Origin of the sequence: Novosphingobium sp. (genome assembly GCF_036820275.1) — a bacterium.
Taxonomy (GTDB): Bacteria; Pseudomonadota; Alphaproteobacteria; order Sphingomonadales; family Sphingomonadaceae; genus Novosphingobium.
The window spans coordinates 128,749-153,133 of the sequence record NZ_DAISLT010000002.1; the positions used below are offsets into that span (position 1 = coordinate 128,749).

At 66.3% G+C, this 24,385-nt stretch carries 21 protein-coding genes and 1 tRNA gene; 9 read left to right on the forward strand and 13 right to left on the reverse strand.

Annotated elements, in window-relative coordinates; translation table 11 throughout:
- The first annotated feature begins 145 nt into the window (after positions 1-145).
- Entirely contained in the window at positions 146-1,612 is a 1,467-nt protein-coding gene (locus tag V7066_RS01955) for a L,D-transpeptidase family protein (protein WP_334181570.1), read from the forward strand.
- A gap of 103 nt (positions 1,613-1,715) precedes the next feature.
- Positions 1,716-2,006: a hypothetical protein gene (locus V7066_RS01960; RefSeq protein WP_334181571.1), complete on the forward strand. Its 291-nt coding sequence runs from the start codon at positions 1,716-1,718 to the stop codon at positions 2,004-2,006.
- A 44-nt stretch (positions 2,007-2,050) separates the two neighbouring features.
- Here V7066_RS01960 and V7066_RS01965 read toward each other — a convergent pair whose 3' ends face one another.
- The 3 genes from V7066_RS01965 to recQ are packed head-to-tail and all read right to left on the reverse strand — an operon-like array spanning position 2,051 to position 4,774.
- Positions 2,051-2,509: a YaiI/YqxD family protein gene (locus tag V7066_RS01965; RefSeq protein ID WP_334181572.1), complete on the reverse strand. Its 459-nt coding sequence runs from the start codon at positions 2,507-2,509 to the stop codon at positions 2,051-2,053.
- Between the two features lie 10 nt (positions 2,510-2,519).
- Positions 2,520-2,975, reverse strand: coding sequence for a YiiD C-terminal domain-containing protein (locus V7066_RS01970; RefSeq protein ID WP_334181573.1), 456 nt, complete (start codon positions 2,973-2,975; stop codon positions 2,520-2,522).
- 5 nt (positions 2,976-2,980) lie between these two features.
- Positions 2,981-4,774, reverse strand: a complete 1,794-nt coding sequence (gene recQ, locus V7066_RS01975; RefSeq protein ID WP_334181574.1) for a DNA helicase RecQ — start codon at positions 4,772-4,774, stop codon at positions 2,981-2,983.
- A 136-nt stretch (positions 4,775-4,910) separates the two neighbouring features.
- Here recQ and V7066_RS01980 point away from each other — a divergent pair, with 136 nt between their 5' ends.
- Entirely contained in the window at positions 4,911-5,762 is an 852-nt protein-coding gene (locus tag V7066_RS01980; RefSeq protein WP_334181575.1) for an SDR family NAD(P)-dependent oxidoreductase, read from the forward strand.
- A 60-nt stretch (positions 5,763-5,822) separates the two neighbouring features.
- Here the strand turns inward: V7066_RS01980 and V7066_RS01985 are convergent, their stop codons facing one another.
- The 6 genes from V7066_RS01985 to V7066_RS02010 form a co-directional block, all read right to left on the reverse strand.
- Positions 5,823-7,004 carry a cation:proton antiporter gene (locus V7066_RS01985; RefSeq protein ID WP_334181576.1) on the reverse strand — a complete coding sequence of 394 codons (1,182 nt, stop codon included), beginning with the start codon at positions 7,002-7,004 and terminating at the stop codon, positions 5,823-5,825.
- A gap of 169 nt (positions 7,005-7,173) precedes the next feature.
- The gene (gene metH, locus V7066_RS01990; RefSeq protein ID WP_334181577.1) at positions 7,174-9,861 is read right to left on the reverse strand and encodes a methionine synthase; all 2,688 of its coding nucleotides are present in this window, start codon (positions 9,859-9,861) and stop codon (positions 7,174-7,176) included.
- A gap of 20 nt (positions 9,862-9,881) precedes the next feature.
- A complete protein-coding gene (locus V7066_RS01995) occupies positions 9,882-10,427 on the reverse strand; it encodes a GNAT family N-acetyltransferase (protein WP_334181578.1) in 546 nt (181 codons plus the stop codon).
- 4 nt (positions 10,428-10,431) lie between these two features.
- On the reverse strand, positions 10,432-11,478 hold the full coding sequence (locus V7066_RS02000) for a homocysteine S-methyltransferase family protein (protein WP_334181579.1): 1,047 nt from the start codon (positions 11,476-11,478) through the stop codon (positions 10,432-10,434).
- A 107-nt stretch (positions 11,479-11,585) separates the two neighbouring features.
- The gene (metF, locus tag V7066_RS02005; RefSeq protein ID WP_334181580.1) at positions 11,586-12,488 is read right to left on the reverse strand and encodes a methylenetetrahydrofolate reductase [NAD(P)H]; all 903 of its coding nucleotides are present in this window, start codon (positions 12,486-12,488) and stop codon (positions 11,586-11,588) included.
- The gene (locus V7066_RS02010) at positions 12,485-13,471 is read right to left on the reverse strand and encodes an ArsR/SmtB family transcription factor (RefSeq protein WP_334181581.1); all 987 of its coding nucleotides are present in this window, start codon (positions 13,469-13,471) and stop codon (positions 12,485-12,487) included. Before V7066_RS02010 ends, metF begins: the two co-directional genes overlap by 4 nt.
- A gap of 168 nt (positions 13,472-13,639) precedes the next feature.
- Between V7066_RS02010 and V7066_RS02015 the strand changes: the two genes are divergently transcribed.
- Positions 13,640-13,813, forward strand: a complete 174-nt coding sequence (locus V7066_RS02015; protein WP_021232409.1) for a hypothetical protein — start codon at positions 13,640-13,642, stop codon at positions 13,811-13,813.
- Positions 13,814-14,020: 207 nt separating this feature from the next.
- Here the strand turns inward: V7066_RS02015 and V7066_RS02020 are convergent, their stop codons facing one another.
- Positions 14,021-14,245 carry a hypothetical protein gene (locus V7066_RS02020; protein WP_147220717.1) on the reverse strand — a complete coding sequence of 75 codons (225 nt, stop codon included), beginning with the start codon at positions 14,243-14,245 and terminating at the stop codon, positions 14,021-14,023.
- Positions 14,246-14,499: 254 nt separating this feature from the next.
- Here V7066_RS02020 and V7066_RS02025 point away from each other — a divergent pair.
- The 3 genes from V7066_RS02025 to gltX all read left to right on the forward strand — a co-directional run bounded on the left by V7066_RS02025 (position 14,500) and on the right by gltX (position 17,254).
- Positions 14,500-14,575, forward strand: a tRNA-Ala gene (locus tag V7066_RS02025).
- Between the two features lie 142 nt (positions 14,576-14,717).
- Positions 14,718-15,887: a benzoate/H(+) symporter BenE family transporter gene (locus V7066_RS02030; protein ID WP_334181582.1), complete on the forward strand. Its 1,170-nt coding sequence runs from the start codon at positions 14,718-14,720 to the stop codon at positions 15,885-15,887.
- 32 nt (positions 15,888-15,919) lie between these two features.
- Entirely contained in the window at positions 15,920-17,254 is a 1,335-nt protein-coding gene (gene gltX / locus V7066_RS02035; RefSeq protein ID WP_334181583.1) for a glutamate--tRNA ligase, read from the forward strand.
- Positions 17,255-17,446: 192 nt separating this feature from the next.
- On the opposite strand, the gene V7066_RS02040 is transcribed toward gltX, so the two are convergent.
- The 3 genes from V7066_RS02040 to V7066_RS02050 form a co-directional block, all read right to left on the reverse strand.
- Positions 17,447-18,229 (reverse strand): 3-hydroxybutyrate dehydrogenase, encoded by a 783-nt coding sequence (locus V7066_RS02040; protein ID WP_334181584.1) that lies wholly within the window; start codon positions 18,227-18,229, stop codon positions 17,447-17,449.
- Between the two features lie 4 nt (positions 18,230-18,233).
- Complete coding sequence (locus V7066_RS02045; protein WP_334181585.1) at positions 18,234-19,397, reverse strand: patatin-like phospholipase family protein; 1,164 nt, start codon at positions 19,395-19,397, stop codon at positions 18,234-18,236.
- An 81-nt stretch (positions 19,398-19,478) separates the two neighbouring features.
- Complete coding sequence (locus tag V7066_RS02050) at positions 19,479-22,229, reverse strand: [protein-PII] uridylyltransferase (protein WP_334181586.1); 2,751 nt, start codon at positions 22,227-22,229, stop codon at positions 19,479-19,481.
- Between the two features lie 186 nt (positions 22,230-22,415).
- Between V7066_RS02050 and lgt the strand changes: the two genes are divergently transcribed.
- Positions 22,416-23,315 carry a prolipoprotein diacylglyceryl transferase gene (lgt, locus tag V7066_RS02055; RefSeq protein ID WP_334181587.1) on the forward strand — a complete coding sequence of 300 codons (900 nt, stop codon included), beginning with the start codon at positions 22,416-22,418 and terminating at the stop codon, positions 23,313-23,315.
- A gap of 4 nt (positions 23,316-23,319) precedes the next feature.
- Positions 23,320-24,369 carry a class I SAM-dependent methyltransferase gene (locus tag V7066_RS02060; protein WP_334181588.1) on the forward strand — a complete coding sequence of 350 codons (1,050 nt, stop codon included), beginning with the start codon at positions 23,320-23,322 and terminating at the stop codon, positions 24,367-24,369.
- Positions 24,370-24,385: the final 16 nt, after the last annotated feature.

The window sequence follows — 24,385 nt, forward strand, 5'->3', positions numbered from 1 at the left end:
AGGCGCTATATGGGGGCAAAGCGGGGCGTCCCGGCTATGGCTTTTGCCGGCAGCCGATTTTTCGCGGCTGCGTTTCCTCCCGGAACGAATTCCAAGCACTGCGGTGCATTACCAAGGGCAGGTCCAGATCAAGATGGCAGGTTTCATGAGGTTCGGTTGCAGCATGCTGGCGGTCGTGGCGGCAACAGGTCTCGCGGCGCAGCCGGTTCTCGCCCAGAAGACGGACGCGACGAAGACCGAGGCTGCGAAGAAGGCGAAGACGGTTTCCACGCCGACTTCGATCCTGCCGACCCCGCAGGCGACGCCGACTGTGCAGGCTTCCTCCAAGCCTGCCAAAACCCCTGCGCGTCCGGCCGTTCAGCCCGTGGTCCAGCCCAGCGCCGTGCCGACCGCCATTCCCACCGTGTCGAAGCCGGTCGTGCAGGATGTCCTGCTGGCCGAGCCGGTCATGTCGTGGTCCGTGGCCGATGCCAAGTCGCTGCTCGGCACGATCGAATATATCGGCAAGGAAGGCCTGATCCCGGCCGACTACCAGCCTTCGGCCCTGCGCGCCGCCATCGCCAAGGGCGAGGGTGACGAACTCGACGCGCTGGCAAGCCGCCTGTTCGGCTGGCTGATCGAGGATCTTCGCGACGGCCGCACGCCGATGAAGGCGCGCGTGCAGTGGTTCGCGGTCGATCCCGACCAGGACCTCAACCCCACCGCGCAGATCATGGCCCAGGCCCTGTCCGAGCACGACGTGGCGGGCGTGGTCGCCAAGCTGGCGCCGACCAATCCGGATTATGCCGCGCTCAAGGCCGATCTCAACGCCACGCCGATGGCGAACAAGGCGCGCCGCGCGCTGATCCAGGCCAACATGGACCGCTGGCGCTGGCTCGCCCGCGACCTGGGCGACGTCTATCTGATGACCAATATTCCGGAGTTCCAGCTGCGTCTGGTGGTCCGGAACAAGATCATCCGCAGCTACAAGACCGTGGTCGGCAAGCCCGGCCGCACGGCGACCCCACAGCTGGCCGAAACGGTGAGCGCGGTCGTCTTCAATCCGACCTGGACGGTGCCGCAGTCGATCGTGAAGGGCGAGGGCCTCGGCGCCAAGGTGCTGAACAACCCTGCCTGGGCGAAGTCGGCGGGCTACAAGGCGACCAAGAATGGCGACGGCACGATCACCGTCGTCCAGCAGCCGGGCGCGACGAACTCGCTCGGCCTGATGAAGATCGACATGCCCAACCCCCACGCGATCTACCTGCACGACACCCCGTCGAAGCAGTATTTCAACTCGGAGGTGCGCGCTTTCAGCCACGGCTGCATCCGCACCGAGCGGGCAGTGGAACTGGGCATGACGATGGCGATCCTCGGCGCGCAGAAGACCGCCGCCGACGCAGCCGACATCTCGCGCTCGGGCAAGTACACCAAGGTCGAGATGACCCGGACTTTCCCGGTCTACCTGACCTATTTCACGTATGCCCGCTCGATCGACGGCCAGCTCAAGCCGTTCAACGACCTCTACGAGCGCGACAAGCCGGTGCTCGATAGCTTCGCCGCGCCGCGCCAGCTCAAGACCACCCAGCGCGCGAGCGAGGAAGAGATCATCAAGCTCGACAATCCGCTCTGACCCATGATCCAAGACCCCGGTTACCGCGAGAGCGATAGCCGGGGTCTTGTCTCTCCCGGCGCCGGTGGCCACTTAGTCCCGGGCATGGTCGGGAGGACGAAGTATGAGTGAGCAGACCGGCAATGAGGCCCGGATCGAGGAAGCCACCGCGCGCATCGTCGAACTGGAAGCCGAATTGGAAGCCTCCGGCACCACCACCCGCGAAGCCGCCGAACTGGCGCGGGTGAAAACCCTGCTGCATGACTGGGTGGAGAGCGTCGTCGCGGTGGTGGCGACGCCGGGCGTTGGTCGCGCCGTCCTGATTCACGACAATGGCACGGAATCGCGCATCGCCTCGCCCGAGCTGCCGTTCCGGCTGGCCGTGCCGGTTTCCTTCGAGCGTGGCGAAAGTTAGATCACATCATGCGCGGGCGGTGATCCCGAGCCTCGTCGGCTGGATCAGGCCGGAAACCGGCGCCGCAATCGCACCAGCGTCTCGTCGAGGCTGGAGAGGAAGCGCGAGCGGTCCGTCTTGCTGAACGGTGGCGGTCCGCCCACCACATCGCCGCCGGCCCGGAGGTCGGCCATGATCGCCCGCGTGGCGATGGCGCCGCCGATCGAGGCCGTGGTGAAGGGCTTGCCGTTCGGCGCCACGACTTCCGCGCCGAGCTTGAGGCAGCGGTCGGCCAGCAGGATATCGGCGGTGATGACCACGGTGCCGGGAGCGGTGTTGTCGACGATCCAGTCGTCGGCGGCATCGAAGGCGTCGCTCACCAGCTTGCGCGAGACCAGCGGCGACTGCGGTACGCGGATCGGGCTGTTGCTGACGACCACCACCGGCACCTTGTAGCGCGCGGCGACCTTGTAGGTCTCGTCCTTCACCGGGCAAGCGTCGGCATCGATCAATATGCGGAGCATGTGCAAATTCTCAGCTTTTCGGACGCACGAATGCCACGAAGCGCCCGCTGAATCGGCCCACCATCACGTGTTCGCACATCAGTTCCGACTCAGCTTCGATACGGGCACGCCCTTTACGCTCCAAGGTCCTGAAAAACATGGGCCAGGACGGTGGTGTAGCGATGAATCCCCGGGCGGTGAACGATCCCTCAATTGGCCGATCATAGTCCATCCGGTTAGACTGGATCACCACCTCGCACGGCAGTCCTGCTTCCAGGAGACGGACATGGACGATCGACCAAGCGGCGAGAATGCCCAGAGTGGAAGCGCTGCCGCCAAACACCGTGTGCTTGTGGTTTATGTTCGGTTCGAGAGGTGCGGAAAGAACTATCTCGTCCGAACTGGCGGTAACCACTGAGACCTGCATGGCGGCGGACAGAGGAATCTGCCTGTGGAGGTACGTTTCGAGGTCGCGCTCCCCGGTCATCGTTTTCAGTGCTGCCGCAGGACGCTGAGGAACGCCTCGCCATAGGCTTCCAGCTTGCGGGCGCCGATGCCGCCGATCTCGCCGAGTTCCGCCAGCGAAGAGGGGCGGGCGGCGGCCATTTCGCGCAAGGTGGCGTCGTGGAACACGACATAGGGCGGCACCCCGGCCTCCTGCGCGAGGTCGCGGCGCAGGGTGCGCAGGGCGTCGAACAGCGGATCGCCGACCGGGTTGGCGCCGCCGTCCGCCGCGCCGCGTCCGCTCCGGCGCTTCTTCTCGCGCTTGGGCGGAACGACGATCATGACCGAAGCCTCACCCTTGAGGATATCGCGGGCGTCGCCGCCGAGCGACAGGCCGCCGTGTTCGGTCGGCAAGAGGCTGCCGCGGGCCTGGAGTGCGCGGGCGAGGGGCTTCAGCAGCGGCTGTTCGTCGGCGGTGAGAATGCCGAAGACCGAAAGCTGGTCATGCCCACGCTGGAGCACGCGGTCGTCGCTGGTGCCGGTAAGCACTTTTTCGAGATGGCCGAGGCCGTAGCTCTGGCCGGTGCGATAGACGGTGGAAAGCAGCTTGCGCGCCAGTTCGGTCACGTCGATCACGCCTGCCGGTTCGAGGCAGTTGTCGCAATTGCCGCAAGTCTGCGCGGGCGTCTCGCCGAAGTGGCGCAACAGCACCGCGCGGCGGCATTCGGCGGTTTCCACCAGACCCGCCAGCGAATCGAGGCGCTGGCGTTCGCTTTGCAGCCGGTGCGGCTCTATCTCGGAGAGGCGTTGGCGGGCGCGGGCGAAATCGTCGGCGCCCCAGAACATCACTGCCACGGAGGGGTCGCCGTCACGCCCGGCGCGGCCGGTTTCCTGGTAATAGGCCTCGATCGACTTGGGGATACCGGCGTGGGCGACGAAGCGCACGTCGGGCTTGTCGATGCCCATGCCGAAGGCGACCGTGGCCACCATCACCATGTCTTCCGAAGCGACGAAGGCCGCCTGGTTGCGGGCGCGGACTTCGGGGTCAAGCCCGGCGTGGTAGGGCAGCACGCGGCGTCCGGTGGCCGAGGCAAGCGTTTCCGCCAGTTGTTCGACGCGGGCGCGGGTGGGGGCGTAGACGATGCCGGGGCCGGGGTTCTCGTCCATCACCGCCTTGATCTGGCGCATCGCGCTGTCGCGCGGGCGGATCGTGTAGCGGATGTTCGGGCGGTCGAACCCGGCGACGATCAGCCCTTCGTCGGGAATGCCGAGCTGGGCGAGGATGTCGCTGCGGGTGTGATGGTCCGCCGTCGCGGTGAGGGCGAGGCGCGGGACTTCGGGGAAGGTATCGAGTAGCGGCTTCAGCAGCCGGTAGTCGGGCCGGAAGTCGTGCCCCCATTCGGAAACGCAGTGCGCCTCGTCGATGGCGAAGAGAGCGACGCGCGACTGTTCCAGAAGTTCGCGGAAATGCGGCTGGCTGGCGCGTTCGGGGGCGATGTAGAGCAAGTCCAGCTCGCCCGCGCGGAAGCGGTCCATGGTCAGGCCGCGATCGGCATCGGCGCTGGTCAGCGTTGCGGCGCGGATGCCGTTGGCGGTGGCCGAGCGGAGCTGGTCGTGCATCAGCGCGATCAGCGGGGAGACGACCACGCAGGTCCCCTCCAGCATGACTGCCGGAAGCTGGTAGGTCAGCGACTTGCCCGCGCCCGTGGGCATGATCGCCAGGGTCGAGCGGCCCGAAAGCGCGCGGGTGACGACTTGTTCCTGCACCCCGCGAAAGGCGTTGAACCCGAATGTGGCGTGGAGCGCTTCGTGGGCGTCAGGCAGGAGATCGGCAGCTGGCACGGGGCGCTTATGGCAGAACCGGGACGGGTCTGAAAACCGCTGAACCGATGATTTCCTCCGTTTCCGCCCCAATCGCTTGCGATTTGGCCGCGTCGGTAGTCGAATTGGCGGCAACGAGAAGAGTGTGGAGAGTGATATGGCAAGCGTGGCGGTAGTGACGGGCGCGAGTTCGGGGATCGGGTTGGAAGCGGCGCGGGCTTTGGCGCAGCAGGGCTTTCGGGTGATCGGCGTCGGCCGCGATCCGGGGCGCTGCGCGGCGGCCGAGGCGGATCTCGCCGCGAGCGGGGCGCCGGTAGAGATGCTGCGCGCCGATCTCTCGCTGCTGAGCGAGGTAGACCGGCTGGCGGAGGAGATCGCCGGAAAGGTCGAGAGAATCGACGTGCTGGTCAACAATGCGGGCGGCATGGCGCGCGAGCAGGCCATGACGGCGGAAGGCTTCGAGGCGAATTATGCCGCCAATTTCCTCGGCCCCTTTGCATTGACCGCGCGCCTGCTTCCGCTTCTGCGCAAGGCGGCGGCCGATGCCCCGCAAGGCCGGGTCAGGATCGTCAACACCGCATCGGACGGCAGCGAGATGATCCCCGGCATCGATCTCGCCGACTTGCAGAACCTCGGCAATTGGAACGTGGGCGTGGCCTATTGCAGCGGCAAGCTGGCCAATGTGCTCCACGCGCGCGCGCTGGCACCCCGGCTGGCGGCGGACGGGATCGTCGCCCATTCGGTCCATCCCGGAACCGTGGGAACCAACTTCTTCTCGCATACGCCGGACAGCGTGCAGTCCGCTTACGGGAATGTTCCGAAGCTCAGCCCGGAGCAGGGCGCGGATACGGTGATCTGGCTCGCCACGGCGGAGGCGCCGGGCCGGTCGAGCGGCGGCTACTGGTTCGAGCGGGCACCGCGAAAGCCCAATCCGCTGGTCGAGGATCAGGCCTTCGTCGAGAAGTTCTGGCAGGCGGCGGAGAAGCTGGCGGGTAGAGCGGGCGTCTAGAGCAGTTTGCGATCTACCGCATTTTCCGGGTCATCGGGTGATTCCACCTTAGAAAATGCTCTAGGATGCCAGCTTCGCGAGGCGTGGCTTGACGATGGGCACGGTCAGCATCGTGCTCATCACCGCCATCAGCAGCAGGGCGGTGAAGGTTTCGGCGGTGATGATCTTCTTGTCGAACAGGACGTTGACGAAGATGATCATGATCAGCGCCTTGGTCTGGAGCATCCAGCCGATCACGTTGGCCTCGCCCTTCTTCCAGCCGAGCAGCTTTCCGGCGAGGTGAACCCCCGCCAGCTTGCCGATCACCGAGGCGGCGAGCAGCAGGAAGGCTGCTCCGATTACCGAGGCGCCGCCCATTCCCCAGTCCGTCTTCAGTCCGGTGCTGAGGAAATAGACCGGCATGACCGCCAGCAGCAGGAAGTCCCGAAGGCCGTCGAGCCGGGACATCGTGAACCACTTCGCATCGAGCACCACGCCGGCCAGGAAGGCGCCGACCATGAAGTGCAGGCCCGACCAGTCGGCGGCGAATCCCGCGAGCGCCAGCCAGATCAGCGAGACGTACCAGCGGTCCTGCTCGGAAATGCGCTTGAACAGGGCGCGGATCGTCAGCGATGCGGCGACGAAGCCGACGAGGAACAGGCCCTGTCGGCCCACGCGTTCCCAATCCACCAGGATCAGCGCGAGCACGCCCCAGATCGCCACGTCGTCGAGGCTGGCGTAGCGCAGCAGGCGCTGGCCCAGCGGTTGGCGGAAGATGCCGAGCTTTTCCATCAGCAGCACGAGAATGGGCAGGGCGGTGACGGCGCAGGACATGCCGATGCCCAGCACGGCTTGCAGGTAGGAGCCTTCGGTGCCGATCCAGCCCGGCGTGCGGAGCAGCAGCGCGGCAGCGGCGGCGCCGAGGGCCAGCGGGGTCAGCAGCGCGCAGGCGGCGGTCAGGCTGGTCTCGCCGCGATGCGCCCAGGCGTCCGCGAGGTCCAGCTCGATGCCGGTGACGAAGACGAACATCATCACCGCCCACCAGGCGACGCCGTTGAGGGCGGTCATGACCTGCGGGTTGAAGACGAAGGCGTGGAATTCCGGCGCAAGGTGCCCGAGCACGCCGGGGCCGAGCAGGATGCCGCTGATGATCTGGACGACGACCAGCGGCGCCCAGTGCTCGGTGCGGAGCAGCCGCCACACGAGGTAAGGCGCCGCGAGGATGATCGTCAGCGCAATCAGGAAAATTTCGGTCGTCCCCATCGGGTGCCCCGTCCCCAGTCATTCTTGTCGTTGGGGGCATGGATGCCGTGCCCGATGGCTTTGGGCAATCGGGCGTGGAGATATTTTCCGGGAGTTTTCCGGATTGTAATCGACCGGGAAGGATATGGAGGCTTCGCCGCGACCGGAATCGCGGCGAAGCCTTGTCCCGTCAGTCGAGGTTCGGACGCAGCCAGCGTTCGGCTTCGGCGAGGTCCACGTCGCGGCGCTCGGCATAGTCTTCGAGCTGGTCGCGGCCGATGCGGGCGACGCCGAAGTACTGGCTTTCCGGATGGCCGAAGTAGAAGCCCGAGACGGCGGCCGTGGGCAACATGGCCTGGCTTTCGGTCAGGGTGATCCCGGCATTGTCCGAGGCCTTGAGCAGGTCGAACAGGATCGGCTTCAGCGAGTGGTCGGGGCAGGCCGGATAGCCGGGAGCCGGACGGATGCCGCGATATTCCTCGCGGATCAGCGCTTCGTTGGTGAACTGCTCGTCCGGCGCATAGCCCCAGAGCTTGGTGCGGACGTGGCTGTGCAGGCGCTCGGCGAAAGCTTCGGCGAAGCGGTCGGCCAAGGCTTTCAGCAGGATGTCCGAATAGTCGTCGTGCGCGGCCTGGAAGCGCTCGAGGTGCGGTTCGATGCCGTGGATGCCCACCGCGAAGCCGCCCAGCCAGTCGCCCGCCGGGTCGACGAAGTCGGAAAGGCAGTAGTTGGCGCGGCCGCGGCTCTTCTTGAACTGCTGGCGCAGGAAGGGCAGCTGGACGAAGTCCGGACCTTCGTGGACGCCCTGCTGGATGGCGTCATAGACGACCTGCGGGTCCATGGCGCCGGTGCCCAGGATCACGTCGTCGCCCTTGGTCGCGGCGGGCCAGAAGGCGCAGACGCCCTTGGCGGTCAGCCACTTTTCCTCGATGATCCTGGCCAGCATCGCCTTGGCGTCGGCGAAGAGGCTGCGGGCGCTTTCGCCCACCACGTCGTCGTCGAGGATGGCCGGGTAAGTGCCCGCGAGTTCCCAGGCGCGGAAGAACGGGGTCCAGTCGAAGGTCTCGACCAGTTCGTTCAGGTCCCAGTCCGCGAAGACATGGAGGCCGGGCTGGATCGGCGCGCCGGGCTTCTGCGTAAAATCGGCCGCAAAGCCGTTATCGCGGGCATCGGCGATGGAAAGCAGCTCGCTCTGGCCCTTGCCCTCGCGTGCGATGCGGACTTTCTCGTACTCGTCGGCGATCGAGGCGACGAAGGGTTCGGCCTGGGTGTCGGACAGGAGCTGCGAGGCGACGCCGACCGCGCGGCTGGCGTCGAGCACATGGACGACCGGCCCCTTGTAGGCAGGATCGATGCGCAGCGCGGTGTGGACCTTGGAGGTGGTGGCGCCCCCGATCAGCAGCGGGATGTTCATTTCCGCGCGCTGCATTTCCTCGGCCACGGTCACCATCTCGTCCAGCGAGGGGGTGATGAGGCCGGAGAGGCCGATGATGTCGGCATCGTTCTCGTTGGCGGATTCGAGGATCTTCGACCAGGGCACCATGACGCCGAGGTCGATCACTTCGTAGCCGTTGCACTGGAGCACGACGCCGACGATGTTCTTGCCGATGTCATGCACGTCGCCCTTGACGGTCGCCATGACGATGCGGCCCTTCGACTTGGTCTTGGCGTCCTTTTCCGCCTCGATGAAGGGGATGAGGTGGGCCACGGCCTTCTTCATCACGCGCGCGGACTTCACGACTTGCGGCAGGAACATCTTGCCCGAGCCGAACAGGTCGCCGACGACGTTCATGCCGCCCATCAGCGGTCCCTCGATCACTTCGATCGGGCGCCCGCCGCGTGCGGCGATCGCGGCGCGGGCTTCCTCGGTATCTTCCACCACATAGGCGTCGATGCCGCGCACCAGCGCATGTTCAATGCGCTTCACCACGTCCCAGCCGCGCCATTCCTCGGCGGCCTTCTCGGCGACGGTGTCCTTGCCCTTGAAGCTCTCGGCCAGTTCGATCAGACGTTCGGTCGAGGTCTTGCCGTCCTCACCCACGCCGGGGCGGCGCATCATGATGACGTCTTCGCAGGCCTCGCGCAGGGCGGGGTCGATCTGGTCGTAGACGTCGAGTTGCCCCGCGTTGACGATCGCCATGTCGAGCCCGGCGGGAATCGCGTGGTAGAGGAAGACCGAGTGCATCGCCCGGCGCACCGTCTCGTTGCCGCGGAACGAGAACGAGAGGTTGGAAAGGCCGCCCGAGAAGTGGACGTGCGGGCAGGCCTTGCGGATCTCTACCACGGCCTCGATGAAGTCCAGCCCGTAGCGGTCGTGTTCCTCGATGCCGGTGGCGACCGCGAAGACGTTCGGGTCGAAGATGATGTCCTCGGGCGGGAAGCCGATGCCGGTCAGCAGGTTGTAGGCGCGCGAGCAGATCTCGATCTTGCGTTCGCGGGTGTCGGCCTGGCCGGTCTCGTCGAAGGCCATGACGACCACGGCGGCGCCGTATTCCATGCACTTGCGCGCCTGGGCCAGGAACGGCTCGACGCCTTCCTTCATCGAGATCGAGTTGACGATCGGCTTGCCCGAAACGCACTTGAGCCCGGCTTCGATGACTTCCCACTTGGACGAGTCGATCATCACCGGCACGCGGGCGATATCCGGTTCGGCGGTGATAAGCTTGAGATAGGTCGTCATCGCGTGGACGGCGTCGAGCAGGCCTTCGTCCATGTTGACGTCGATCACCTGCGCGCCGTTCTCCACCTGCTGGCGGGCGACTTCGATGGCGGCGGGATAGTCGCCGGCCATGACCAGTTTCTTGAACCGGGCGGAGCCGGTGACGTTGGTGCGCTCGCCGATGTTGACGAAACGGGCGCCGGAATGAATCGAGGTCATGGTCTGTCGTTCTCGTTGAGTCAGTTGGCCAGCAATGTGTTCGCCAACTTCAGGGCGAGCACGTAATCGTCATAGGTCTTGCCGCCGACGTCGAAAGTCCGGGTGCCGATCGTCTCGAAGCCGTGCTTGGCGTAGAAGGCGAGGGCGCGGTGATTGTCGTTCTTCACGCCCAGAAGCAGGCGTTCGTGGCCGGCGGCGGCTGCCGCCTCGCGCACGATCCGCATCATCGTGCCCGCCATCATCGAACCCTGGAAGCGCGAGAGCAGATAGATGCGCTTCAGTTCCAGGTCGCCCGCCTGCGCGAGTTCCAGTTCAGGCGCGCAGATCAGCGCGTAGCCGACCGGGGCATGGCCAGGCTCGACTTCCGCCAGCCAGGCCTTCGCGCCTTTGGCGAGGTAGTCCCGATACTTGTCGGCAGAGTGCTGTTTCAGGCAGTGGGCGACGATCCCGCCCCCGTCGACCAGCCCCGCGAAACTTTCGAGGAAAGTCGCGGAGGCCACGAGCGACAGCGCATCGGCATCGTCTGCCGTGGCGGGGCGAATGCGCCAGATGGGGAATTCGGTCATCGACTCAGGCGACCATCGTGAAGGGTTCGAGCCCGGCGAGGCGCGTCACCGGCGTCAGTTCCGGCAAGCTGCGCGGCGGCAGGCCCGCGACCTTCTGCGCCATGGCGGCGATGTGATCCGGCGTCGAGCCGCAGCAGCCGCCCAGCACGTTGACATGCCCTGCGACCGCCCATTCGCCGACGAAGCCCGCGGTGGTCTCGGGCATCTCGTCGTAGGCGCCCAGTTCGTTGGGGAGGCCCGCGTTGGGATAGATCATGATCAGCGTGTCCGCGAGTTCGGACAGCGTCTTCACATGCGGGCGAAGCTGGGTGGCGCCGAACGAGCAGTTCAGCCCGATCGTCACCGGCTTCGCGTGACGCACGGCGTGCCAGAACGCCTCGACCGTGTGGCCCGAGAGATTGCGGCCCGACAGGTCGGTCAGCGTCATCGACATCATGATCGGCACTTCGCGGCCGAGGTCGGCTTCGAGCTGGCGCACGGCCATGATCCCGGCCTTGGCGTTGAGCGTGTCGAACACCGTCTCGATCAGGATGAAGTCGGCGCCGCCTTCGACGAGGGCCGCTGCCTGCTCCTTGTAGACGTCGACCAGTTCGTCCCAGTCGATCTCGCGGTAGCCCGGGTCGTTGACGTCGGGGCTGAGCGAGAGCGTCTTGTTGGTCGGCCCGATCGCGCCCGCCACGAAGCGGGGGCGACCGTCTTTCGCCTGGTATTCGTCAGCCAGCTTGCGGGCCAGCTTCGCCGATTCGATGTTGATCTCGCGCACGAGGTGCTCGGCGCCGTAATCGGCCTGGCTGATGCGGTTGGCCGAGAAGGTATTGGTCTCGGCGATATCGGCTCCGGCCTCGAAGTAAGCGCGGTGGATCGATTCCGGCACTTCGGGCTTGGTCAGCGCGAGAATGTCGTTGTTGCCCTTCTGGTCGTGGGAGAGGCCGAGGTTGCCTGCATAATCCTCTTCGCTGAGCTTCCAGCGCTGGATTTCGGTGCCGAAAGCGCCGTCCGTGATGAGGATGCGCTTGGCCGCTTCGGCGAGGAACTGTTCTCTGGCACTCATTGTCGTAATCCCCGATCAGCCCACAGGGCTAAGGTCATCGCTTGCTGACGGTTCGCGCGCCTTGCTGCACGAACCGTCCTTATACAAGTCCGCAAGTTCGTCCGCGTTCAGGCGTCCGTCTTCGGACGCAGGCCCAGAAGCTGGCAGATCGCATAGGCCTGCTCGGCGCGGTTGAGCGTGTAGAAATGGAAATCGCGCACCCCGCCCTCGTAGAGACGGCGGCAGAGATCGGCGGCGGCGACGGCGGCCACCAGCGCGCGCGGGCCGGGGCGATCGTCGAGGCCTTCGAACATCGTCTCCAGCCAGCCCGGGATCTCGGTATTGCCCGACATGCGGCGAATCGCGGCGAAGCTCGTCACCGGCATGATGCCCGGCAGGATCGGCGCGGTGATTCCTGCGGCCAGGACTTTGTCGAGGAAGCGGAAGTAGGCGTCGGTCGAGAAGAAGAACTGCGTGATCGCGCGGTTGGCGCCCGCGTCGAGCTTGCGCTTCAGGTTGTCGAGATCGGCTTCGAGGCTGGCCGCCTCGGGATGGATTTCGGGGTAGGCGGCCACCGAGATATCGAAGTCATGCCGCGTCTTCAGGCCCGCCACGAGATCGGCGGCACCGGTATAGCCCTGCGGGTGCGGCGTGAAGACGCCGCCGCTGCTCGGCGGCGGATCGCCGCGCAGGGCGACGATATGGCGCACGCCCGCTTCCCAGTACTGGTCGGCGATCTCGGCGATCTCGTCCTTGCTGGCGCCCACGCAGGTGAGGTGGGCGGCCGGAACCAGATCGGTCTCGCGCACGAGCCGGGACACGGTGGAATGGGTGCGCTCGCGAGTCGAGCCGCCCGCACCGTAAGTCACCGAAACGAAGCTGGGGGCCAGCGGCGCAAGCTGGGTGATCGCATCCCAGAGCTGCTCTTCCATCTTCTCCGTCTTGGGCGGGAAGAATTCGAAGGAGACGGAAATGTCGCCCGGCAGGTCCTCGAAGAGCGGGGCGGAGACCGGTCGTTCGGCAAAAGTCATGGGAGCTGGGTCTTTCTGTCTTGAATCTCGGTGGCTGGCAGGCGGCGGCCCGTCCAGATCTTCACGGTAAGCGGGTCGCCGGGCAGCGAGACGGAAGGCTCGGAGGCGAATCCGGCTTCGGTCAGCAGGGCATCCATCTGTTCGTCGGCAAAGCCGAGGCGGGCGTGGGCATGGCGTTCGCGCAAGTCCTCGCGGTCGTGCGCGGCGAGATCGACCACGGCGATGCGGCCGCCTTCGCGGGTGACGCGTGCCGCTTCGCCCAGAACCACGCCGGGGTCCTGGGCATAGTGCAGCACCTGGTGGAACAGGACGGTGTCGAAGCTGGCGGGCACGAAGGGCAGTGCGGTGAAGTCTCCCTGGAGCAGCGAGACCTTGTCCGCCGGCAAAGACTGCAAGCGTGCGCGCGCGATCCGCAACATGTCCGGGCTCTTGTCGAGCGCGGTGACATGGCCCGCTTTCGCGGCGAGCAGTTCCGCCATCCGGCCGGTGCCGGTGCCGACATCGAGCAGGGCGCCCAGCTTTTGACGGCCGAACGACGCCAGCAGGGCCGATTCGACCGGGCCGTCAGCGCCGTGAAGCTGGCGCAGCGTGTCCCATTCCTCGGCATGGCTGGCGAAATAGGCCTGGGCGCTGGCTTCGCGTGCCTCGCGAATCGCCGCGAGCTGGCGGCGATCCTCGCTGCAGCGTGTGGAAAAGGCCGGATCGTCGCGCTCAGCCACGGTCAAGAGCTGGGCAGCGGCGGCACCCATCGGCGGTTCGCTCTTTTCCTTCACGGCGGTGCGCAAAAATACCCAGCTGCCTTCCTTGCGGCGCTGCGCAAGGCCCGCGTCGCACAGGATCTTCACGTGCCGGGAGACTCGCGGCTGGCTCTGTCCGAGCACCTGGGCAAGCTCTCCGACCGCCAGTTCCATATGTGCGAGCAGGCGCATGATGCGCAGCCGCGTCGGCTCGGAAAGAGCCCTCAGGAGGGGGTCGATTTGCATGGGCGATCATATAAAGATATCTTTATATGTGTGCAAGCCCTAGGATTTCCGGGGGTTTACGACCCCTTACTTCCCATTTGCGTTGGCCCAATGTCTCGTCTAAAGAATGGCACCGCAGGCTTGCCTGCAAGCGTTGGCCTATGCGCCAAACAATGCAAGGGGATTCGCATGAAGAAGATTGCTTTTGCCGCGTTCGCGTCGGCTGCCGCTCTGTCGCTCGCTGCTTGCGGTGGCGAAAAGCCCACCGAAGCTGCTACCGAGTCGGTTGAGACCCTGCCCGAGGAAACTCTGGCTGCTACCACCGAAGCGGCTACCGAAGAAGCCACTGCGGCTGCCGAGTAATCCGGCCGGGGGCTGCGCACCGACCTTTCAGGTCTGCCGGCCCCCAGTTGCTTTCCGCCCCTCGGGGATCACGGAAAGTCCGTCCGAGACGGAAAAAGCCCTCCCCTCCGGGAGGGTTTTTTATTGCCCGGTTTCCGCGTCCGGTTCGAACCGCGCAAAAAAATGCTTCGGGAGCCTGCCGGGCAAGCCCCCGATTAGATCAAGCGCTCAGGGGCACTTGGTGAACTGGCCCTTCTTGGGGCCGGACGTGAAGCGGCATTTGCCGTCCTTGCCCTTGACGGTCATCGTCGTGACCTTGGTGGTGGTCTTCTTGGTCGTCACGGTCTTGCAGGGGATGAACTTGCCCTTGGCGTCGCGGCAGGGTGCCGCCATCGAGGGGGTAGCTGCCAGAAGCCCGGCGACTGCGGCAACGGCCATCAACTTGCGAATCATGATCGCTCTCCCGTTTAGCACCTTTGCATTGCCTCTTTGCTTGACTGCGCCGCAGGAGATTTCGCTGCGATGAACCCGGCGGAATGCCGTTTCCGGGCCGCTCGATCTCCGCGCGAACGCAGTATTCCGATAAACTTTCGAAACCCGTGAATGTTTCTCTTGTCAGATCGAAAAAGGCGATCTAGAGGGCTGCCTCCCACGCCGCAGTGCGCGGGGCCGGATCGCCCACCCAGGCGCGATCCGCTGAAATGGACGGGGCCTTAGCTCAGCTGGGAGAGCGCCTGCATGGCATGCAGGAGGTCAGCGGTTCGATCCCGCTAGGCTCCACCATTTCCACAACTCCTCATGATATTCCAGGCAGTTGCGCCGTCCCTTGAAAGTCGGCTCGCGCGAACGGCCTCGCTTTTCTCCCGGGTCCGGGAAGCGATTTCAACACCTTCCCATTCGCGGCAAACCTGCCCATAGCGCGGCGATGCTTTCCCGCCTTCCCCCGCTCGCTTCCTGGACTTCCGCGCTGATCGCCGCCCTCATCGGGTTCGGAGGAACCGTTGCGCTCGTGGTCCAGGCCATGCAGGCCCTCGGGGCTGAGGCGGGGCAAGTCGGCTCGGCGGTCACGGCGCTCTGCCTCGGAATTGCCGTGCCGGGAGCGATTCTCTCGCTGTGGATGCGTATGCCCGTGGTGCTGGCCTGGTCGACGCCCGGCGCGGCGCTGCTCGCGGCCAGTAGCGGCGCGATCGCCTGGCCGGTGGCGATCGGCGCTTTCGTCGCGGCTGCGGCCCTGATGTGCCTCCTCGGACTGATTCCCGCACTGGGACGGCTGGCCGCGCGAATCCCTGCCTCGGTCGCTTCGGCGATGCTGGCGGGAGTGCTGCTGCCGTTCTGCCTCCAGCTTTTCCGGACCTTGCAGGTCGACGCGCTGCTGGTGGTGGTCCTGCTGCTGGTCTTCGTGATCGCCCGCCAGCGCTTTCCGCTCTACGCGCTGCTGCTGGTGCTGGTTTCCGGCGTGGCGGTCATGCTGCTGCGCGGTGACGTGGCCGGATTCGCGCCCACCGCGCTGCTCGGCGGGTTGGCGCCGGTCACGCCTACGTTCGACCTCAAAGCCGTGGTGAGCATCGGCGTGCCGCTGTTCCTCGTCACGCTGGTCTCGCAGAACCTGCCCGGCCTCGTCGTGCTGCGGACCGCCGGATACGAGCCGAAGCCGCAGCCCCTGCTGCTGGGCACCGGCCTCGCGACGATGCTGCTCGCACCCTTCGGCGCGCACGGGGTCAATCTCGCGGCGATCACGGCGGCGATCTGCACGAGTTCGGACGCGCACCCCGATCAGGGGCGCCGCTGGACGGTCGGCCTGATCTATGCCGCGTTCTACCTGGCGCTGGCGCTGTTCTCGGCGCCGCTGGTGCAGTTCTTCCTGACGATGCCCAAGGCCTCGATCGCCGCCTTCACCGGAATCGCGCTGATCGCCCCGCTCTCCGGCGCGGTGGAGAACATGCTGATCGAGAAGACCGAGCGCGACGCCGCGATCCTGACGTTCGCCGCGACCGCCTCGGGCGTTTCGCTGCTGGGCATCGGCTCGGCTTTCTGGGGCCTGCTGGCGGGCTTCGCGGCGCTGGCGGCGAAGGCGGTTTTCGCGCGCCGAAATTGACCTCTCGCCCGCCCCGCCGTAACGCGCGGGGCATGACCGTAACGCGCTTCGCTCCCTCGCCCACCGGGCACCTCCACGTCGGCAATATTCGCACGGCGCTGCACAACTGGCTGCTCGCCAAACAGGCGGGCGGCAAGTTCCTGCTGCGCATCGACGATACCGACGCGGCGCGCTCGAAGGAGGAATATGTCGAGGGCATCCATGCCGACCTCGCCTGGCTCGGCATCGAATGGAGCGGGGAGGAGCGTCAGTCCGCCCGCTTCGCGCTCTACGAACGCGAATTCGAGCGCCTGAAGGCTGCGGGCCGCGTCTATCCCTGCTGGGAGACGCCGCAGGAACTGGAGCTGAAGCGCAAGGTCCTGCTCGGGCGTGGATTGCCGCCGATCTATGATCGCGGCGCGCTGAGGCTCACGGAAGAGGAAAAGGCGGCGAAGATCGCTGCCGGAGACCTGCCGCACTGGCGCTTCCTGCTCGACCATGAAGAGCCGATCGCCTGGGAAGACGGCATTCGCGGCGCGCAGAAGTTCGAGGCCGCGCAGATGAGCGACCCGGTGATTCGCCGCGCTGACGGCTCCTGGCTCTACATGCTGCCCTCGGCCATCGACGATGTGGACATGGGCGTGACGCAGATCCTGCGCGGTGAGGACCACGTCTCGAACACCGCCGCGCAAGTGCAGATGTTTACCGCGCTCGGCGCGCCGGTTCCGGTCTTCGCGCACGAGGCGCTGCTGGTTGGCACAGAGGGCAAGCTCTCCAAGCGCCTCGGCTCGCTCGGCGTCGCGCATTTCCGCGAGATCGGCATCGAGCCGCAGGCCGTCGTCGCGCTGCTCGGGCGCCTCGGCACCAGCGATCCGGTCGATCCCTCGCTGGATGCCGAAGCGCTGGCTACCGCCTTCGACCTCACCCGCTTCGGCCGCGCGCCCGCCCGATTCGACGAGGCGGAACTGGAGCGCGTCAATGCCGCCGTGGTCCACGCGCTGCCGTTCGCGGCGGTCGCGGGCCGCCTGCCCGAGGAAATGGACGAGGGCGCCTGGGAAACGATTCGTCCCAACCTCTCGCACGTTCACGAGGCGCATGACTGGTGGAGCGTGGTGATCGGCCCGATCGAGGCTCCCGCGCTGGCCGACGAGGACCGGGCCTATCTGGCTCAGGCCGTCGCGGTTCTGGCCGGGCTGGAATGGAGCGCGGGCGTCTGGAAGGCACTTACCGGCGCGCTCAAGGATGCGACGGGGCGCAAGGGCAAGGGGCTGTTCCTGCCGCTGCGTCTGGCGCTTACCGGGATGGAGCACGGGCCGGATATGGGCGCGCTGCTGCCGCTGATCGGGCGGGATGAGGCTCTGGCGCGGTTGAAGGTTTCGGCTGGGTAAGAAAAGGGAAGACCCGGGGGATGATCCCCCGGACCCTCGGAATGTCATCGTCGCGCGCAGAATATCGGTCGTGCGCTCCCTGCGGCGCAGCCAATTAGTCTACCGACGCAGCCATGGGTGCAAGACGCTGTTGGCCCGCGTGACCTGGACGGTAATTGGGGGTGCAGGGGGTGTTGACCCCCTGCTTCTACCTTACTCCATGAACCACCCATGGCTCGCCACCAGCGACTGCCCGGTCAGCGCGTTGGTCTGGAAGCCTGCAAAGAACAGCGCTACTTCGGCGATATCGTCTACGGTGGTGAATTCGCCGTCCACGGTCTGGCCGAGCATCACGCGGCTCACCACTTCCTCCTCGGAAATGCCTAGTTCCTTCGCCTGTTCGGGAATCTGCTTGTCCACCAGCGGGGTGCGCACGAAGCCGGGGCAGATCACGTTCGAGCGCACGCCTTTCTTGCCGCCTTCCTTGGCGATCACACGCGACAGGCCGAGGAGGCCGTGCTTGGCGGTGACGTAGGCAGACTTGAGCGGGCTGGCTTCCTTCGAGTGGACCGAGCCCATGAAGATGATCGAGCCGGATTTCTGCGCGTACATGTGCGGCAGCACGGCCTTGGAGGTGAGGAAGGCGCCGTCGAGGTGAATCGCCAGCATCTTCTTCCAGTCGGCATAGGCGAAATTTTCGACCGGGTTGACGATCTGGATGCCGGCGTTGGAGACCAGCACGTCCACCGTGCCCCAGGCTTCCACGACCTGGGCGACGCCTGCGTTCACCTGATCCTCGCTGGTCACGTCCATGGCGACGGCCAGGGCATCGGTGCCGTACTTGGCCTTGATGTCGTCGGCGGCCTTCTGCGCCGCTTCGAGGTTGAGGTCGGCAATCGCCACCTTGCCGCCTTCGGAGGCGTATTTATGCGCGATGGCATTGCCGATGCCGCTGGCGGCGCCGGTGACGATGCAGGCCTTGTCCTTCAGTTTCATTCACCTACTCCTCGTTGTCCGGCCTCTTCGCGCGCGTGCCCGCGAGGTCGAACGTCATGATTTCGTCGGGTTTCAGGCTCCGTCCGGTCCAGCGGCCGTCGCGCAGGGAGAAGTGCGCATCCGCCTTGCCCGCCTTCCAGTGCTCGGTCACGGTCATGCGCGAGAACTCGTAGTCCTTCGACATGGTCTCGTAGCCGCGCGGACGGTTGATGAGGTGCATCACCGCCACCGCGCCTGCCGGGCGGCAGCCGAGCAACTGGTGCAGGTCCGGATCGTCCCGCAGTTCGGGCGGCAGCTTGTGGGAGAGCCGCTGGGCGGCGGCGCGCATTTCCTGGAGGCGCTTGGACAAGTCGGTGTTGAGGCGCGTGCGGCTGGAGAAACGGATGTCCTTCTCGCGCTGGGCGATGTCGGACATCGTCTTGGGGATTGCCCCGCGTGAGGGGAACAGGTCCACCTGGAACACCGTCATCTCGCAAGGGCTGCGGTTGTCGAGCACATATTGCAGCGGGGTGTTGGAGACGAGGCCGCCGTCCCAGTACCACTCGCCGTCGATCTCGACCGGGGGGAAGCCGGGGGGCAGGGCGCCGCTGGCCATGATGTGCTCGGGGCCGATCCTGCGCTCGCTCTGGTTGTCGAAATAGACGAAATTGCCGGTCATCATGTTGACCGCGCCGACCGAGAAGCGGGTTTCGCCGCGGTTGATGCGATCGAAATCGACGAGGTCCAGCAGGGTCCGGCGCAATGGGGCGGTGTCGTAGAAGCTCAGGCGGCTGAGTTCGTCCGGCCATTCGGGCAGCGGCACCGGCAGGCGCGGGGTGAAGAAACCGGGCACGCCGAAGGTGGCGGCAAGGGCGGCGGACGTCTCGTTGAAGGCGCGGCGGGCGAAGCCGTTGCCCGCGTCGAGCCGGTAGAGCAGCTCGTGGCTGACCCCGTCCCAGAAGGCGCGCAGCTTCGCGACGCGTTCCTCGGGGGCATTGCCGGCGATGATCGCGGCGTTGATTGCGCCGATCGATATGCCCGCTACCCAGTCCGGCGCATGGCCCTCGGCGGCGAGGGCTTCGTAGACTCCGGCCTGGTAGGCGCCGAGCGCGCCTCCGCCCTGAAGGACGAGCACCGACTGCGGTGCGTTCGAAAGCGGGGACGAAACGGTAGCGTTTTCGGCAGTCATGGGCAGGGTCCTGCGCATGGGGATGTTGCGATGCAACAAGTGGGACCGTGCGCAGATCCTTTCAAGCCCTTAAAATGCTTTCTACGCGGCCACTTCCGTCAGGCTTCCTTCGCTCGCCGCTTCGAGCAGGCGGCGTTCCAGCGCCTTGATGCGGCTGGATGAGGTCAGCTTCTCGCCCAGCAGGTCGGTGACGTAGAAGGTATCCGCCGCGCGCTCGCCATACGTGGCGATATGGGCGGAGTGGACCATCAGCTTCGATTCGAACAGGGCGTGGGCCAGCCGGTTGAGCAGCGCCGGACGGTCGCGGGCGTTGACCTCGACCACGGTGAGGCGGTTCGAGGCCTTGTTGTCCACCAGCACGCGTGGGCGCACCTCGAAGGCGTCGGCGCGGGGGCGGGCATCGGGGCGGGCGACCAGCTGGGGCAGGATCTTGATGCGGTTGGCCAGCGCGTTCTCGATTGAGGAGCGCAGGCGGGCGAGCTGGGTTTCTTCCATGAAGGGCCGGCTCAGCGGGTCCTGCACCAGGAAGTTGTCCACCGCGCGCCCGGTCCGGGTCGTGTGGATGCGCGCGTCGATGATGTTGCCGCCGGCGAGATGGATGCCGCCGGCGATGCGGTAGAACAGGCCGGGATGGTCCGAGGCGATGACGGTGACGAGCGTGGCCCCGCGCGCCGGATAATACTCGGTCGCGATCGAGAGCGGCTCGTCCTGCGAGGCATGGAACTGCGCGAGGTTCTTGGCGATGACGTCTTCCGGCTCGGCGATCCAGTAGGCATCGGCGAACTGGGTGCCGAGTTCCTCGACGAGCGCGGCCGTTTCTGCGGTGCCCTCGGCGACGATGGCCTTCTTGGCCGCGACCCGCTTCTCGCGGCCGAATTCGACATGGCCGAGCCGCAGGCGTTCCTCGGCGGCGCCATAGAGTTCGCCGATGAGCTGGCGCTTCCATGAGTTCCAGGTGCCGGGGCCGACCGCGCGGATATCGACGATGGTCAGCAGCGTCAGTTGGCGCAGACGGTCCACCGATTGCACGAGTTCGACGAAGTCGGTGATCGTCTTGGCATCGGACAAATCGCGCTTGAAGGCGGTGGCCGAGAGCACCAGGTGGTGCAGCACCAGCCAGGAGACGAGTTCGGTCTCCTCCTCGTCCAGGCCGAAGCGCGGGCAGAGCTTGAGCGCGATCTCGGCGCCGAGTTCGGAATGATCGCCGCCGCGGCCCTTGGCGATGTCGTGGAGCAGCACCGAGGCATAGAGCGCGCGGCGCGAGCGGACCTTGTGGATGATCTCGTGGCTGAGCGGATGATCCTGCTTCAGCTCGCCCTTCTCGATGCGGGAGATCAGGCCGATGGCGCGGATGGTGTGCTCGTCCACCGTGTAGTGGTGGTACATGTCGAACTGCATCTGCGCGTTCACGCGACCGAATTCGGTGACGAAACGGCCGAACACGCCCGCTTCGTTGAACGAGCGCAGCGCCGTTTCCGGGTTGTTGCGGCTGGTGAGCAGTTCCATGAACAGCTCGTTGGCGCGCGGATCGCGGCGCACCTCGTCGCGGATGAGGGTGGCATCGCGCGAGACCAGGCGCATGGTCTCGGGGTGGATTTCCAGCCCCTCGCGGTCGGCGATGACGAAAATCTCGATCAGGCGCACCGGGTCCGCCTCGAACCAGTTCTCGCCGGGCGCCATGATGCGGCCGCCGAAGACCTTGTAGCCCTTGACCGAGCGCGGACGGGCACGGAAGCCCGCCAGCAGCCCGCGCGGTTGGCGCTTGGCGAACTGGTCGTCGAGCTGGGCAAGGAACACGCCGGTAAGCGTCCCCACGACTTTCGCCTGGAGGAAGAACATCTGCATGAACCGCTCGACCGCGCTCTTTCCGGGGCGGTCGGAATAGTTCATCCGCGCCGCGACCTCGCGCTGAAGGTCGAAAGTCAGGCGGTCCTCGGCGCGGCGGGTGATCGTGTGGAGGTGGCAGCGCACCGCCCAGAAGAAGTTCTCGGCGCGGCGGAAGGCGCGGTATTCCTTGTGGGTGAGCAGGCCCACGTCCACCAGTTCGCTGGGATCGCGGACCTTGTGGATATATTTGCCGATCCAGTAGAGCGTGTGGAGGTCGCGCAGGCCGCCCTTGCCCTCTTTCACGTTGGGTTCCACGACATAGCGGCTGTCGCCCATGCGCTTGTGGCGTTCCTCGCGCTCGGCCAGCTTCTCGACCACGAACTGGCGCTCGGTCCCGGCGACGACGTCCTTCCAGAACCGCGCGCGCACTTCCTCGTAGAGGTCCTGGTCGCCCCAGACGTAGCGGCCCTCCAGCATCGCGGTGCGGATAGTGAGGTCTGAACGGCTCATGCGGACCATGTCGTCCACCGAGCGGCTGGAATGGCCGATCTTGAGGCCGAGGTCCCAGAGGAAATAGAGCATCGCCTCGATCACCTGCTCGCACCAGGCGGTCTGCTTGATCGGGGTGACGAAGGCGAGGTCGACGTCGGAATGGGGCGCCATCTCGCCGCGTCCGTAGCCGCCGACGGCGACGATCGAGAGGCGCTCGCCCTTCGAACGATTCATCGCCGGATAGACGTGGGTGGAGACGTGATCGTGAATGATCCGCAGCAGCTGGTCGACCAGATAGGCCTGCGCTTCTGCCACTTCGTGCCCGGCGGAAGGCTTTTCCACGAGGCGGCGGGCGATCTCTGCACGGCCCTGTTCCAGCGCCTCGCGCAGGAGTTCGACCACCCGCTTGCGGCCCTTGGCGGCGCCGGTCTCGGCGACGACGGCTTCGATGGTCTCGACCAGCGCGCGGCGGTCGATCACGGAACGGGGCGAAGGGATGCGGATCACGCTCATGTCGAGCGATATCTAGACATTCAACGGCTTGAGGGGAACAGCGCGCTTGCTTCCGCCCGCCGATTTTGCGGGGCCTCGGCAAAATCCGGCCTACCATCGTCTCGCCGCCTATGCCAGAAGGCGCCGGACTATGCACCGCCGCGCCGTCCGGCCCGGCGACCTTACGAGATTTACGAGGTCCTGCCCTTGTCCCTGACAGCACTTGCCGCAGCCGCCGCCGCAGAGGCGCACCAGCCGATCTACTGGGTCAACCTCGGCCTCAAGAACTACCTGTTCCGGATCGGCAGCTTCGAACTGCGCTGGTATTCGCTGGCCTATCTGGCGGGCATCATGCTCGGCTACTGGCACCTCTCGCGCATGATCAAGGCGCCCGGCGCGCCGCTGGCGCAGCGCCATGCCGACGATCTGTTCTTCTACTGCACGATCGGCATCATCCTGGGCGGACGCCTGGGCTATGCGACGTTCTACACGGGCGGCGATACCGGCATTCCCAGCCTCTGGAGCGATCCGGGCGCGCTGGTTTCGCTCTGGCACGGCGGCATGAGCTTCCACGGCGGCCTGATCGGCGTGCTGCTGGCGATGAGCTGGGTGTCCTGGCGCGGGAACCTCGATTTCCTGCGGGTGACGGACTATGTCTCGGTCTGCGTGCCCTTCGGCATGTTGTTCGGCCGCCTCGCGAACTTCGTGAACGGCGAGCTTTGGGGGCGGGTGGTCACCAACCCGAACCTGCCCTGGGCCATGGTCTTCCCCGATGCCGGACCGCTGCCGCGCCACCCCAGCCAGCTCTACGAAGCGGGCCTCGAAGGCCTGCTGATGGTCGTGGTGATGCTCAGCCTGTTCTGGAAGACCCGCGCGCGGTTCCGTCCGGGCCTGCTGGTCGGTGTGTTCACCACGGGCATCGCCTGCGCGCGCTTCACCGTGGAGTTCTTCCGCCAGCCGGACGCCCAGCTTCAGGACTTCGCCGAACGCAGCGGCTTGTCGATGGGCCAGTGGCTGACGATCCCGCTGATCCTGCTCGGCCTGGTGCTGATCGCCCGGGCGCTGACCAAGCCGGCGCTGGCCACCGTCCGCCCGATCGCCGCGTAAACCCATGTCCCACGCCGAACCGCTCTCGGCCGTGTTCCAGCGGCTGATCGCGAACTACGGGCCGATCTCGCTGCTGCACTACATGGGCGAATCGAACGCCCGCTACTATGCCGACAAGGACCCGTTCGGCGCCGCCGGGGATTTCATCACCGCCCCCGAGATCAGCCAGATGTTCGGCGAACTCGTCGGGCTGTGGCTGGCCGATATCTGGGTGCGGGCGGGCAGCCCGGCGCCTGTCCACTACGTCGAGATGGGGCCGGGGCGCGGCACGCTGGCCCGCGATGCGTTGCGCTCCATGAAGCGGGTGGGACTCGAACCCCAGGTGCACTTCGTCGAAGGCTCGCAGGCGCTGCGGGCGCTCCAGGCAGAGGCCGTGCCGCAGGCGCAGTGGCACCACGATCTCGGCAGCGTGCCTACCGATGCGCCGCTGCTGGTGGTCGGCAACGAATTCCTCGACGCGCTGCCGGTGCGCCAGCTGGTGAAGACCGCCAAGGGCTGGCGCGAGCGCATGGTGGACTGGGCGGAGGACCGCTTCCGTCCCGTCGCCGGGGACAAGCCGATGGATGCCGCCGTGCCGGATACGCTCAAGGATGCGCCGGAAAGCACGCTGGTGGAAACCTGCCCCGGCGCTGCCGCGGTCATGCATGAACTTGCCGCAAGGCTCGCGGCGCAGGGCGGCGCGGCGCTGCTGATCGACTATGGCTATGCTCAGCCGCAGACCGGCTCCACTTTGCAGGCGCTGCGGGCGCATACCAAGGTCGATCCTTTCGCGATGCCGGGGGAGGCCGATCTCACCTGCCTCGTCGACTTCGCCATCCTGGCGGAGATTGCGACGGGCGAAGGCGCGAAATGGCAGGGCACGGTGACGCAGGGGGCGTTCCTGCGCGCGCTGGGGATCGAGATGCGCGCCGCCAACCTTGCCGCCGCTGCGCCGCAGCACGCGGATACTATCCAGCGGGCAAAAGATCGGCTTATCAATGACGATCAGATGGGAACCCTGTTCAAGGTCATGGGCGTGACCGGGCCGCAATGGCCGCAAGGCGCGGGGTTCTGACGACATAACAGGGGGC

Excerpts from the sequence above, each read along its gene's own strand:
- V7066_RS01955 (WP_334181570.1), top strand. The coding sequence starts at position 146 with ATGAGGTTCGGTTGCAGCATGCTGGCGGTCGTGGCGGCAACAGGTCTC.
- V7066_RS01960 (WP_334181571.1), top strand. The coding sequence starts at position 1,716 with ATGAGTGAGCAGACCGGCAATGAGGCCCGGATCGAGGAAGCCACCGCG.
- V7066_RS01965 (WP_334181572.1), bottom strand. The coding sequence starts at position 2,509 with ATGCTCCGCATATTGATCGATGCCGACGCTTGCCCGGTGAAGGACGAG.
- V7066_RS01970 (WP_334181573.1), bottom strand. The coding sequence starts at position 2,975 with ATGACCGGGGAGCGCGACCTCGAAACGTACCTCCACAGGCAGATTCCT.
- V7066_RS01980 (WP_334181575.1), top strand. The coding sequence starts at position 4,911 with ATGGCAAGCGTGGCGGTAGTGACGGGCGCGAGTTCGGGGATCGGGTTG.
- V7066_RS01985 (WP_334181576.1), bottom strand. The coding sequence starts at position 7,004 with ATGGGGACGACCGAAATTTTCCTGATTGCGCTGACGATCATCCTCGCG.
- metH (WP_334181577.1), bottom strand. The coding sequence starts at position 9,861 with ATGACCTCGATTCATTCCGGCGCCCGTTTCGTCAACATCGGCGAGCGC.
- V7066_RS01995 (WP_334181578.1), bottom strand. The coding sequence starts at position 10,427 with ATGACCGAATTCCCCATCTGGCGCATTCGCCCCGCCACGGCAGACGAT.
- V7066_RS02000 (WP_334181579.1), bottom strand. The coding sequence starts at position 11,478 with ATGAGTGCCAGAGAACAGTTCCTCGCCGAAGCGGCCAAGCGCATCCTC.
- metF (WP_334181580.1), bottom strand. The coding sequence starts at position 12,488 with ATGACTTTTGCCGAACGACCGGTCTCCGCCCCGCTCTTCGAGGACCTG.
- V7066_RS02010 (WP_334181581.1), bottom strand. The coding sequence starts at position 13,471 with ATGCAAATCGACCCCCTCCTGAGGGCTCTTTCCGAGCCGACGCGGCTG.
- V7066_RS02015 (WP_021232409.1), top strand. The coding sequence starts at position 13,640 with ATGAAGAAGATTGCTTTTGCCGCGTTCGCGTCGGCTGCCGCTCTGTCG.
- V7066_RS02020 (WP_147220717.1), bottom strand. The coding sequence starts at position 14,245 with ATGATTCGCAAGTTGATGGCCGTTGCCGCAGTCGCCGGGCTTCTGGCA.
- V7066_RS02030 (WP_334181582.1), top strand. The coding sequence starts at position 14,718 with ATGCTTTCCCGCCTTCCCCCGCTCGCTTCCTGGACTTCCGCGCTGATC.
- gltX (WP_334181583.1), top strand. The coding sequence starts at position 15,920 with ATGACCGTAACGCGCTTCGCTCCCTCGCCCACCGGGCACCTCCACGTC.
- V7066_RS02040 (WP_334181584.1), bottom strand. The coding sequence starts at position 18,229 with ATGAAACTGAAGGACAAGGCCTGCATCGTCACCGGCGCCGCCAGCGGC.
- V7066_RS02045 (WP_334181585.1), bottom strand. The coding sequence starts at position 19,397 with ATGACTGCCGAAAACGCTACCGTTTCGTCCCCGCTTTCGAACGCACCG.
- V7066_RS02050 (WP_334181586.1), bottom strand. The coding sequence starts at position 22,229 with ATGAGCGTGATCCGCATCCCTTCGCCCCGTTCCGTGATCGACCGCCGC.
- V7066_RS02060 (WP_334181588.1), top strand. The coding sequence starts at position 23,320 with ATGTCCCACGCCGAACCGCTCTCGGCCGTGTTCCAGCGGCTGATCGCG.